We start from the raw sequence: 11,746 nt of genomic DNA, 5'->3' as shown, positions 1-11,746 counted from the left end.
CGATCATCATCCGCCAGCGGTACTGCCGGTCGCTCGACGCGACGGTGAAGATCTTCCGGTCGGCGTGCCGGTTGTACCAGGCGGCGTCGCTGAGCGTGCCGGGCAGGTTCGGCACGTCCAGCGCATGATCGTCGTAGAGCGGGATGTAGTTGCGGTCCCGCTGGCTGACCAGCACCACCAGATAGTCGGTGGGCAGCGTCGGCCGCCCGGTCTCCGGGTCGCGCTGGAGCCGGTCGAACAGCTCTCCGTTCGACTGGCGGGTGAAGTCCTGGAGCTGGTCGTCGATCCGGCCGACCAGGTAACTGCGCAGGAAGAAGGCCGTCATCACGCTGATCACCACCAGCGCGGCGGCGACCAGGACGAGGACGGCGGCGACCAGCTTGATCCGCAGCGGGGTGGCCCGCAGCCGCCCCTTCAGCGGCAGAGCGGCATTCACGCCGCCGGCTTGCGGAGCACGTAGCCGACCCCACGCAGGGTGTGGATCAGCCGGGGCTGGGTGGTGTCGACCTTGCGCCGTAGGTAGGAGATGTAGGACTCCACGATGTTGTCGTCGCCCCGGAAGTCGTAGTTCCAGACGTGGTCCAGGATCTGCGCCTTGGAGAGCACCCGGTTGGCGTTGAGCATCAGGTAGCGCAGCAGCTTGAACTCGGTCGGCGAGAGCTGCACCCGCTTGCCGGCCCGGTGCACCTCGTGGGTCTCCTCGTCCAGCTCCAGGTCGGCGAAGGTGAGCCGGGACGGGGCGTGCTCACCGGTCGCGGTCCGCCGCAGCACCGCCCGGATCCGGGCGGTCAGCTCCTCCAGGCTGAACGGCTTGGTGACGTAGTCGTCGCCGCCGAGGGTCAACCCGCGGATCTTGTCGTCGGTCGCGTCCCGGGCGGTGAGGAAGACCACCGGGGTACGGGTGCCACCCTCCCGGAGCAGCCGGATCACTTCGAAACCGTCGAGGTCGGGCAGCATGACGTCGAGGACGACCAGGTCGGGGCGCCGCTCCTTCGCCGCGCTGACCGCCGCGCTCCCGCTGGTGGCGGTGGCCACGTCGAAGCCGGCGAACCTCAGACTGGCGGAGAGCAGCTCGAGGATGTTCGGGTCGTCCTCCACGACGAGTAGCCGGGCCTCGCACTGGGTTGTCGCTGCCATCTGGCCATCATCCGTGTTTCCGCTGCGGCTCGGCTGAGCAACCCCTGAAAGTTTTCTGAGAGTCGGCACCGTGCCGTTCCCGCGGTCAGCGCAGCAGCCGGCGCAGCCCGTCCAGGGCCCCGTTGAGCACCCGGGCCGCCGTACGCAGCTGGTTCTCCGTGAAGTGGCCGCTGCGGGCCAGCGCGCGTACCTCGGCGACGAAGGCCAGCAGCTCCCGGTCGAACTCGTCGCCGGGATCGTCCCCCTGTGCCCGGTTCGCCCGGTCGCCGGCCGCCCACTCCTCGGCGTGCGGTCCCGGCGGACAGTCTCCGGCCGCACCGGCACCTCTTCCCGCTCCGCCGCCTGTTGCCGGACCGGCAGCCGTTGCCGCGCCGCCGCCCGTTCCCGTGCCGGCCCCTGGTCCCGCTCCGGTTTCCGCGCCGGCACCCGTCGGCGCGTCCTGGCGCGTCGCGCCCGGATCCCACGCCCCGGCGCCCCGGCGGGTCTGTCGGAGGGCGGCCCGCAGCTCCTGCTTGAGATCGCGGACCGAGCCGCGTACCTCGGACCGGATCGCACCCGCCAGCCGCGTCAGGTCCGAGACCGAGGCGCGGATCTCAAACTCCAGCCTGGCCAGCTCGTCGGCCCGCCGCAGCAGCTCGGCCCGACCCTCCTCGGTGATCCGGTAGACCTTCCGGCCGCCGACCGCGTCGTGTGTGACAAGCCCCTCGGCCTCCAGGCGGGCGAGGCGGGGATAGATCGTGCCGGCGCTCGGCGCGTACAGCCCGAGAAAGCGCTCCTCGAGCAGCCGGATCAGCTCGTAGCCGTGCCGAGGCCCACCGTCGAGCAGCTTCAGCAGATAGAGCCGGAGCCGGCCGTGGCCGAACACGGTCGTCATATCGCCTCGCTCCGGTTGCTGGCCGATCCGGCCGGCAGGGCGCGGGCACGGACGGCGGACGTGCGTCCCACCACGATAACGCGATACATCGCGTTGCCGAAAAGAACGCCCACGCGTCCGCAGAGCGAGCAGCGGCGCCAGGTCGCCAGCTCGGCGGGGAGCGACGTCGGCCTTCGGTGGGGAGCGACGTCGACCTTCGGCGGGCAGCGACCTCGGGGCTCAGGCCGCCAGTTCCAGCGGCACCGTATCCCCCGGAGGCTCGGCGACGGCGGCACCGGCGGGCACTGCGGGTCCCCCGGCAGCACCGGCGGGTACGGCGGTGCCGCGTACCGCCGATTGTGCCGCCGCGGCGAGTCGGCGCCGGTCCACGGTGCCGTCGGCCCACGGCTCGTCGACGACCGTGAGGGTCACCACCAGGCCGCGCAGCGCCAGCGTCCGGCGTACCGAGGTGTAGAGGCTCTCCTCGGCCAGGAAGGCCGGTGCCGTGGTGTCCCCGGCCCCCGCCCCGGCCGCCCCGGAGCCGGTGGCGAGCGCCCCGGCCGACCCGACCGGCGCGAGGCGGTAGGTGAGGCGTACCGGCACCACCGGTGCCGCCGCGTCGATCGCGGCCTGGAAGAGCGCCGGGCGGAACGGGACCGCCCCGCCGCAACCGATCGCCCGCCGGGGCAGGCCGCACCAGGTCGTACCCTCCGGGAAGACCGCGACCACGCCGTCGACCCGGAGCACCTCCGCCACCTGTGCCACCGTCTCCGGCAGCGTCCGCGGCCGGGTCCGGTCGATGAAGACCGTCCCGCCGAGCGCCGCCAGCGGCCCGATCAGCGGCCAGCGGCGCACCTCGTGCTTGGCCAGCAACCGGGCCGGGGTGACGGCGAGGATGGCGAGGACGTCCAGCCAGGAGACGTGGTTGGCCACCAGCAGCGCCCGTCGCTGCGGCGGCCGACCCCGCACGTCGAGGCGGATGCCGCCGGCCCGCAACACCATGCGGGCCCACCTCCGCCCGGCGACCTGCCGGCCGGCCCGGGACAGGACCGGAAGCACCGGCAGCAACAGCGCGCCGAAGAGCAGGGCACCGACGAGCGCCACCAGCCGGACCAGTTGGCGCGCTCCGGAGACCCTCGGCGTCTCCCCCGGCGCCGGCAGGCAGGCCGGCCCGCAGGTGGACTGCGGCCGCCACAGCGACCTGCGCTGGCGCGCGGTCCCGGAGGAGGCCAGAGCGGAAGTGGCCGGAACGGCAGAGACCGGAACGGCAGAGACCGGAACGGCAGAGGCAGGACCGGGGCCGGGCTGCGGTCGGTCGGGTGTCGGGGCGGCGCTCGGGTCCGGTCGGGTCGGGGCCGGCGCGATCCGGGTGCTCATCGGTCCGGGCCGAGGAAGTGCCGGCGGTACCGGTCGGGCATCCGGTCCATCGAGAGCAGGACGTAGAGGTCGGCCACGTCGAACTCGGGGTCGTACGCCGGCTCTCCGCAGACCCAGGCGCCCAGCCGCAGATAGCCGCGGAGCAGCGGCGGCATCGCCACCCGGCCGCCGGTGGCGGCCGGAGCCGCGCCGGTGGCGGCGGCCGCCTCGGCGGAGGCCAGCGCGGCCGCGGCGGCCGGCTCGGCGAGCCAGGGTCGGTGCGGCCGGACCCGCATCGGCGGCGGCGAGAGGTGACGCCGCCGCACCTCCGCCCAGACCCCGAGCGCGGTCGCGCCACCGTCGTGCAGCGGCACCGAGGCGCAGCCGGCGAGCCAGCGGAGGCCGCGCAGTTGCAGGTAACGCGCGATACCGGCCCACATCAGGTTGATCACGGCGCCGGACCGGTGCGCCGGGTCGACGCAGGATCGGCCGATCTCGACCACCTCGTCGCGGAGCGGCGCGAGCGGGGAGAGGTCGAACTCGCCCTCGGCGTACCGCCGGCCGGCGCGGGCCGCCCGGTCCGGCAGGAGCATCCGGTACGTGCCGACCACCGCCCCGGACCGGTCCTCCCGGACGATGAGGTGCTCGCAGTACCTGTCGAGATCGTCGACATCGAGTCCGGGGGTCGGCGAGCGGAGGTTTGCGCCGAACTCGTCGACGAACACGGCGTGCCGGAGTCGTTGTGCGGCGGCTACCTGCGATGCGCCCTCGGCGATCAGCAGGGTGTATCCGCTGGTCCCGGTTTGTGCCGGGGCGGTGAGCAGAACGGCCATGGTCTCTGTGTAGGCCCCCGGCCTGCCCTGGACGTGTCGGCTGACGGCCGGTGGCGTGTCGAAACGGTGAACGGGATGTGGTCGCGGCGCCCGGCCGGCGGGCAAGAATCGCGACCTCCCCCGCAGGGGGCGTCCGAGCTGGTAAATTTCGCCCCTCCTCCGCACACCGCGCGGCTCGTGCTCGAGGAGGACGGGCTCCTGCCCAGGGATGAGGACCGGGTACGCAATGATCCCGATTGACCGCGCGGCTCAGATTGTCGACGCTGGGTGACGGCGTGGCCGGCACGGCGACGCCTCACGGAGGGAGAGACATGTCCGACGGGCGACTGAGCCCAACAGCCGGAAGCGGCCAGATAGTGGTCTCCGGTCTTACGAAGGTCTATCGCAATGTCCGCGCGGTCGACAACCTGTCGTTCAGCGTCGAGCCGGGCCGGGTCACCGGCTTCCTGGGCCCGAACGGTGCCGGCAAGACGACCACGCTGCGGATGCTGCTCAACCTTGTCACGCCGACGGCGGGCAGCGCGACCATCGGCGGCGCCCGGTACGCGGACCTGTCGCAACCGATCCGGCACGTCGGGGCGGTGCTGGAGGCGTCGAGTGCGCACAAGGGCCGCACCGGGGTCAACCACCTGCGGGTGACCTGTGCCGCCGCCGGGCTGCCGAAGCAGCGGGCCGACGAGGCGCTCGCCCTGGTCGGGCTCACCCCGGCCGCCAAGCGGAAGTTCAAGGGCTACTCGCTGGGGATGAGGCAGCGGCTCGGCATCGCCGCCGCCATGCTCGGTGATCCCCGGGTGCTGATCCTGGACGAGCCGGCGAACGGGCTCGACCCGGAGGGCATCCGCTGGATGCGCGGCTTCCTCAAGGCGCTCGCCGCCGAGGGGCGTACGGTGCTGGTCTCCAGCCACCTGCTCTCCGAGATGCAGTTGCTCGCCGACGACGTGGTGATCATCGCTGCCGGCAAGCTGGTCCGGCAGGGCCGCATCGACGAGGTGGTCGGCTCGATGGCCCAGACGGGCCGGGTCCGGGTCCGGACCCCGCAGGGCGACGAGCTGGCCGCCGCGCTGACCGGCAACGGCGCCACGGTGACCCGGAGTGACGACGGCCTGCTGCTGGTCGAGGGGGCGGACGCCCCGACGGTGGGCCGGGCCGCGCTGGCGGCAAAGGTCGAGCTGCACGAGCTGACCACCGAGCGCCCGGACCTGGAGGGCGTCTTCCTGGAGCTGACGGCCGGAAAGGCGGGGATCCGATGAACCTGGTCCGCTCCGAGCTGCTGAAGATCCGCACCACGAACACCTGGTGGGTCTTTGCCCTGATCACGCTGCCCCTCTGGGGGCTGACCCTGCTGATCAACTATTTCCAGTCCCAGGCCCTGCTCGATCCGGCCGGCGTCGGCGTGCCCGAGGCGGACGCGCAGAACCCGCAGTTCCAGGCGGCCGGGGAGCACGTCAACGTGGCGGCGAATCTCTACACCAACGGCCAGTTCTTCGGCGTGCTGATCGTGATGCTGCTCGGTGTGCTCGTGGTCACCAACGAGTTCCAGCACCAGACCGCCACCACGACGTTCCTGACCACGCCGCACCGGACCGCCGTGGTGCTGGCGAAGCTGGTCGCCGCCGGCATCCTGGGGCTGCTCTTCTGGGTCGTCACCACCGGTCTCAACCTGGTGTTCACCCCACTCATCCTGGGCAGCCTGGACGTGTCGAGCCAGCTCGGCGTCGGCGCGGTGTGGCAGGCGATCGGGCTCAACGGGCTCGCCTACCTGCTCTGGGCCGTCTTCGGCATCGGGTTCGGGGTGTTGATCCGCAGCCAGATCGGCGCCACCGTCACGGCGCTGCTGGTCTACCTCGCCGGCTACATCGGGGCGATCATCGTGCTGTCGATCCTGGCCGACCGGTTCGGCGACTGGATCAACAACCTTCAGTTGATCGTGCCGTCGCTGGCCTCCCAGTTGATGGCCACCGGCACCGACCTGCCGGGCAGCCCGCCCCGCTGGGCGGGTGCCGCCGTCATGATCGCCTACGCGGTGGTGACCGGCACCATCGGCACGCTGATCATGCGGAAGCGCGACGTCTCCTGACCCTCGGGCAGGGCTAGACAGTTCACCGGAACCCGGCCGGGGTCATCGATCCCGGTCGGGTTCCTCGTTACCGGCCCGGCCGGGTTCCTTGTTACCGATCAGCCGACAACTCGCAAAACCTGTGAAACACGACACGGGTCCGATGCGACAATGCTGTCGGTTACCGCACGGCGTAGCCTTGGACGCGTCTTTCGACGCAGCCCCCCGGCCCGGGTGGCAGGAGACCGCGTGACATACGACCCGCGTGAAAGAGGCGATTACCGGCCGTGTCGACCCAGCAGACTTCGCAGGACAATCCACTGGCGGGGTTCGGCCCCAACGAGTGGATCGTCGAGGAAATGTACCAGCGTTACCTCGCCGACCCCGCCAGCGTCGATCCAGCATGGCACGACTTCTTCGCCGACTACCGACCGAACGCCGGGCAGGCCGGCCCGGACGGCGGCGGTGCCGGTGACAGCACGGTGACCGGTGCCGGTGGCTCCGCCGCGACCGCCGAGCAGCCGGCGCCCGCCCGCCCGGCGAAGGCCGACGCCACGCCGGCCAGGTCTGGCACCCCGACGCCGGAGGCCACCGCCACGACCCGGCCGAAGCCGGACGGCAGGGCTTCCGCCGGGGCCAAGCCGAGCGCGAGCCCGAAGACCACGACCGCCGCGAAGACCACCGCCGCGACGCCGAAGAGCGCCGACGCGTCGAAGGCCGCCGAGACGACGAAGACCGCCGAGACGCCGAAGGCCGGCGCGACGACGAAGGGTACGGGCGCACCGAAGGGCACGGGTACGTCGAAGGCCGCCGCCGCACCGGACGGCGCGGCTGCCGCCGGCCCGCAGACCACCCCGCTGCGCGGCGTCGCCGCCCGGATCGTGCAGAACATGGACGCCTCGCTGGCGGTGCCGACCGCGACCAGCGTGCGCGCGATCCCGGCCAAGCTGCTGGTGGACAACCGCATCGTCATCAACAACCACCTGGCCCGGGGGCGCGGCGGCAAGGTCAGCTTCACCCACCTGATCGGCTGGGCCCTGATCAAGGCGCTCGCCGAGCACCCGGAGATGAACAACTCCTTCGCCGAGGTCGACGGCAGGCCGGCGCTGGTCAGGCCGGAGCACGTCAACCTCGGCATCGCGATCGACCTGGCCAAGCCGGACGGCTCCCGCACCCTGGTGGTGCCGTCCATCAAGGCCGGCGAGCAGATGGACTTCCGGCAGTTCTGGCAGGCGTACGAGGACATCGTCCGGCGGGCCCGGCGCAACGAGTTGACCATGGAGGACTACGGCGGCACGACGATCTCGCTGACCAACCCGGGCGGGATCGGCACGGTGCACTCGCAGCCGAGGCTGATGGTCGGGCAGGGCACGATCATCGGGGTCGGCGCGATGGAGTATCCGGCGCCGTACCAGGGGATGTCCGAGGAGACCCTCGCCGAGCTGGCCGTCAGCAAGATCATCACGCTGACCAGCACGTATGACCACCGGATCATCCAGGGCGCGCAGTCGGGTGAGTTCCTCAAGACCATCCATGAGCTGGTCCTCGGCGGGCACGGCTTCTACGACCAGATCTTCACCTCGCTGCGGATCCCCTACGAGCCGGTGCGCTGGATGCGGGACGTGGCGGTCAGCTCCGAGGGGCAGATCAACAAGACCGCCCGGGTGATCGAGATCGTCCACGCCTACCGGGTCCGTGGGCACCTGATGGCGGACACCGACCCGCTGGAGTTCAAGATCCGGAAGCACCCGGACCTCGACGTACTCCAGCACGGGCTCACGCTCTGGGACCTGGACCGGACCTTCCCGGTCGGCGGCTTCGCCGGCAAGCAGAAGATGAAGCTGCGCGAGGTCCTCGGAGTGCTCCGGGACTCCTACTGCCGCCGGGTCGGCATCGAGTACATGCACATCCAGGACCCGGAGGAGCGGCGCTGGATCCAGGAGCGGATCGAGCGGAAATACACCAAGCCGGCGCCGGACGAGCAGAAGCACGTGCTCAACCGGCTCAACGCGGCCGAGGCGTTCGAGACCTTCCTACAGACCAAGTACGTCGGCCAGAAGCGCTTCTCGCTGGAGGGCGGCGAGTCGTTGATCCCGCTCCTCGGCGAGGTGCTGGAGTCGGCCGCCGAGAACGACCTGGACGAGGTCGTGATCGGGATGGCCCACCGGGGCCGGCTCAACGTGCTGGCCAACATCGTCGGCAAGCCGTACGAGAAGATCTTCTCCGAGTTCGAGGGACACCTCGACCCGCGCTCGACGCAGGGCTCCGGCGACGTCAAGTACCACCTCGGCCAGGCCGGCAAGTTCACCACGCCGGACGGCGAGCACTCGATCAAGGTGTCGGTGACCGCCAACCCGTCCCACCTGGAGGCGGTCGACCCGGTGCTGGAGGGGATCGTCCGGGCCAAGCAGGACCGGATCGACCTCAAGCTGGAGGGCTACACCGTGCTGCCGGTGGCGGTGCACGGCGACGCCGCCTTCGCCGGCCAGGGCGTGGTCGCCGAGACGCTCAACCTGTCGCAGTTGCGCGGCTACCGCACCGGCGGCACCGTGCACGTGGTGGTGAACAACCAGGTCGGCTTCACCACCGCACCGGAATACTCGCGGTCGAGCCTCTACAGCACCGACGTGGCCCGGATGATCCAGGCACCGATCTTCCACGTCAACGGCGACGACCCGGAGGCCGTGGTCCGGGTGGCCCGGCTCGCCTTCGAATACCGCCAGGCGTTCAACAAGGACGTCGTGATCGACATGGTCTGCTACCGGCGGCGCGGGCACAACGAGGGCGACGACCCGGCCATGTCCAACCCTTTGATGTACAAGATCATCGACTCCAAGCGGTCGGTCCGGAAGCTCTACACCGAGGAGCTGATCGGGCGCGGCGACATCACCCTGGAGGACGCCGAGGAGCTGCTGCGCGACTTCCAGTCCCAGTTGGAGCGGGTCTTCAAGGCCACCCGCGACGCCGCCTCGTCGGCCCGCCCCGCGAGCCGGCCCCGACGGCAGCCCGAGCCGGAGCCGGAGGTGGAGACCGCCACCTCCGTCGACGCGCTCCGCGCGGTCGGTACGGCGCACACCGACCTGCCCGACGGCTTCAGCCCGCACAGGCGGATCCAGCAGTTGCTGGACCGGCGGGCCAGGATGGCCGAGTCCGGCAACATCGACTGGGGCTTCGGCGAGATCATCGCCTTCGGGGCGCTGCTCCAGGACGGCGTGACCGTCCGGCTCGCCGGCCAGGACTCCCGGCGCGGCACCTTCGTGCAGCGGCACGCCGTCATCGTCGACTCCCGGACCGGCGCCGAGCACGCCCCGCTGAGCACCCTGGGCGGCGACCGGGCCCGGTTCTTCGTGCACGACTCGCTGCTCAGCGAGTACGCGGCGATGGGCTTCGAGTACGGCTACTCGGTGGAGAACCCCGAGGCGCTGGTGCTCTGGGAGGCGCAGTTCGGCGACTTCGCCAACGGCGCGCAGACGGTGGTCGACGAGTTCATCTCCTCCGGCGAGGTGAAGTGGGCCCAGCAGTCGGCGCTGACCCTGCTGCTGCCGCACGGGCACGAGGGCCAGGGGCCGGACCACACCTCCGGCCGGCCGGAGCGGTTCCTCCAGCTCTGCGCCGAGGACAACATGCGGATCGCCATCCCGAGCACCCCGGCGAACTACTTCCACCTGCTGCGCCGGCAGGCGCTCTCGCCGAAGCGCAAGCCGCTGGTGGTCTTCACCCCGAAGTCGCTGCTCCGGCACAAGCTCTGCGTCTCCAGCGTGGAAGACTTCACCACCGGCACCTTCCAGCCGGTGCTGGTCGACAACGCCGGGGCGGCGCCCGAGTCGGTCAAGCGGGTGCTGCTCTGCTCCGGCAAGGTCTACTACGACCTGCTCCAGGCGCGCGGGGATCGCGGCATCACCGACACCGCGATCCTCCGGATGGAGCAGCTCTACCCGCTGCCGGTGGAGGAGGTCCGGGCCGCCCTCGCGCAGTACCCGAACGCCGAGGACGTCGCCTGGGTCCAGGAGGAGCCGGCAAACCAGGGCGCCTGGTCGTTCGTCGCGCTCAACCTGCTGGAGCACCTGGAAGGCGTACGGCTGCGCCGGATCTCCCGGCCGGCGGCGGCGGCCCCGGCGGTCGGCTCGGCGAAGACGCACGACGGCGAGCAGACGGCGCTGATCGAGGCGTCCCTGCCCCGCCCCTGAGAGGCGTTAGGAAGGGCCCCTTCATATACAGAAAGCGATATGAAGGGGCCCTTCCTTTCATTGGAGAGGAAGCTGTGTACTTCACCGACCGAGGCATCGAGGAGCTTGTCGAACGCCGGGGCACCGAGACGGTCACCCTGGAGTGGCTGGGTGCGCGGCTGCGCGACTTCGTCGACCTGAATCCGGAGTTCGAGACGCCGGTGGAGCGCTTCGCCACCTGGCTCTCCCGGCTGGACGACGAGGACGACCTCTGACGGCCGGCTGAGCGGCAACGGCGGGCCTGTTCTCGCTCCACACGCTCCGCACCGAGGACCCGGCGCCCGCGCACCGGCCGGGCCACGTCAGTCGCGGTACGCCCCGGTAGGCCAGACCACGAAAACGGGAACGCCTCTTTCTCGCGCATATTGCACAACGTCTGCTGTTCCGCCGTATGCACGCGCCGGTTCGCCGTCCCACACCGCCACGAGATGGTCGGCACGATCGACCATCAGTCGACTCGCGTCCATGTGCGCTTCGGCCGTTGATGCGCGATGCACACAACTGTGTACGACACCCGCGCGACCGAACAGTTCGTCGTACCCGGACCGCGCAGCCTCGGGAAGACTGTCACGGTATTCTTCGGCGGGGACCACTACCTCAAGGCTTCCGCCTCGGCCGAGAACAGCAGTAGCGAAGATCTGGTCCGCACCGTCCGCCAGGCAGGACATTCCGATAAGTGGTGAACCGGCAGGGGCAAGCTGCGCCAGCAACCTGTCAATCCCACCGGCCACCAGCTCCGCAACGTCGGATGACAGCCCTCTATGACCGCTTACGGCCACTCGCGTCAAGGTTCCTCCCTGTATGTGGAGTACAAGCGTTCGTCAAGGGCGGCAACTGCCTGACCAGGCCGTTTGCCAAGCTTGTTCCGGAATGTGGCTACGGCGCGGGTGACGCGCTCCGAGCCGTAGGTCTTTCCCACGTCGAACGCCTCAGTAGCGACCCGGCATGCCTCATCCACGTTGCCCGATTGAACGAGCACGTCGGCACGGAGCAGATCCATCACCGCACGGGGCTTCGGCGCCTGATATGGGTCGATCGCGATCCGCAGTGCGTTCTCTGCGACCCCCACCCGCCCCAGGCTGCCGGCGACCTGCGCTCGAAATCCGGCCAGCTTTCGTTCATCGAAGCGGAAGATCCACGGCCACACAGGTTCGTCGGCCGCTGCGCGAGAGAGGCGGGCCTCGGCATTGTCCAACCTGTTCAACGCGCTTCTATCCTTGACCTGCGCCAACGCGAACGCTTCGATCGCGTCCATCCAGATGCCGGCAATGATCGGCGCCGACCT

The 11,746-nt window shown here is 70.7% G+C and carries 9 protein-coding genes and 1 pseudogene; 4 read left to right on the top strand and 6 right to left on the bottom strand.

Going from position 1 to position 11,746, the window contains the following annotated elements:
• From ACN27G_RS36785 to ACN27G_RS36765, 5 genes and pseudogenes are all read right to left on the bottom strand, one after another.
• Positions 1-436, bottom strand: a pseudogene (locus ACN27G_RS36785) (two-component sensor histidine kinase); the annotation flags it as partial.
• Entirely contained in the window at positions 433-1,137 is a 705-nt protein-coding gene (locus ACN27G_RS36780; RefSeq protein ID WP_421490728.1) for a response regulator transcription factor, read from the bottom strand. The pseudogene ACN27G_RS36785 and the gene ACN27G_RS36780, both read right to left, overlap by 4 nt.
• 85 nt (positions 1,138-1,222) lie before the next feature.
• Positions 1,223-2,011, bottom strand: a complete 789-nt coding sequence (locus tag ACN27G_RS36775) for a PadR family transcriptional regulator (RefSeq protein ID WP_421490727.1) — start codon at positions 2,009-2,011, stop codon at positions 1,223-1,225.
• A 219-nt stretch (positions 2,012-2,230) separates the two neighbouring features.
• Positions 2,231-3,223, bottom strand: a complete 993-nt coding sequence (locus ACN27G_RS36770; protein WP_421497183.1) for a lysophospholipid acyltransferase family protein — start codon at positions 3,221-3,223, stop codon at positions 2,231-2,233.
• Between the two features lie 140 nt (positions 3,224-3,363).
• Positions 3,364-4,179 carry a GNAT family N-acetyltransferase gene (locus ACN27G_RS36765; RefSeq protein WP_421490726.1) on the bottom strand — a complete coding sequence of 272 codons (816 nt, stop codon included), beginning with the start codon at positions 4,177-4,179 and terminating at the stop codon, positions 3,364-3,366.
• 311 nt (positions 4,180-4,490) lie between these two features.
• Between ACN27G_RS36765 and ACN27G_RS36760 the strand changes: the two genes are divergently transcribed.
• The 4 genes from ACN27G_RS36760 (at position 4,491) to ACN27G_RS36745 (ending at position 10,676) form a co-directional block, all read left to right on the top strand.
• Positions 4,491-5,429, top strand: a complete 939-nt coding sequence (locus tag ACN27G_RS36760) for an ABC transporter ATP-binding protein (protein ID WP_421490725.1) — start codon at positions 4,491-4,493, stop codon at positions 5,427-5,429.
• A complete protein-coding gene (locus tag ACN27G_RS36755; protein WP_421490724.1) occupies positions 5,426-6,256 on the top strand; it encodes an ABC transporter permease in 831 nt (276 codons plus the stop codon). Before ACN27G_RS36760 ends, ACN27G_RS36755 begins: the two co-directional genes overlap by 4 nt.
• A gap of 299 nt (positions 6,257-6,555) precedes the next feature.
• Complete coding sequence (locus ACN27G_RS36750; RefSeq protein ID WP_421497182.1) at positions 6,556-10,422, top strand: multifunctional oxoglutarate decarboxylase/oxoglutarate dehydrogenase thiamine pyrophosphate-binding subunit/dihydrolipoyllysine-residue succinyltransferase subunit; 3,867 nt, start codon at positions 6,556-6,558, stop codon at positions 10,420-10,422.
• 74 nt (positions 10,423-10,496) lie between these two features.
• Positions 10,497-10,676: a DUF6104 family protein gene (locus ACN27G_RS36745; protein ID WP_421490723.1), complete on the top strand. Its 180-nt coding sequence runs from the start codon at positions 10,497-10,499 to the stop codon at positions 10,674-10,676.
• A 569-nt stretch (positions 10,677-11,245) separates the two neighbouring features.
• Here the strand turns inward: ACN27G_RS36745 and ACN27G_RS36740 are convergent.
• The coding region (locus ACN27G_RS36740; protein WP_421497635.1) for a hypothetical protein at positions 11,246-11,746 on the bottom strand (501 nt) is incomplete at its 5' end.

It is taken from the genome of Plantactinospora sp. WMMB334 (genome assembly GCF_049179095.1).
GTDB lineage: Bacteria > Actinomycetota > Actinomycetes > Mycobacteriales > Micromonosporaceae > Plantactinospora.
Note: the sequence above shows the minus strand (reverse complement) of the source record. Positions and strands in the feature narration are given on the sequence as shown.

Bases quoted from the DNA above. Each gene is read 5' to 3' on its own strand.
- ACN27G_RS36780 (WP_421490728.1), bottom strand. From the start codon at position 1,137: ATGGCAGCGACAACCCAGTGCGAGGCCCGGCTACTCGTCGTGGAGGAC.
- ACN27G_RS36775 (WP_421490727.1), bottom strand. From the start codon at position 2,011: ATGACGACCGTGTTCGGCCACGGCCGGCTCCGGCTCTATCTGCTGAAG.
- ACN27G_RS36765 (WP_421490726.1), bottom strand. From the start codon at position 4,179: ATGGCCGTTCTGCTCACCGCCCCGGCACAAACCGGGACCAGCGGATAC.
- ACN27G_RS36760 (WP_421490725.1), top strand. From the start codon at position 4,491: ATGTCCGACGGGCGACTGAGCCCAACAGCCGGAAGCGGCCAGATAGTG.
- ACN27G_RS36755 (WP_421490724.1), top strand. From the start codon at position 5,426: ATGAACCTGGTCCGCTCCGAGCTGCTGAAGATCCGCACCACGAACACC.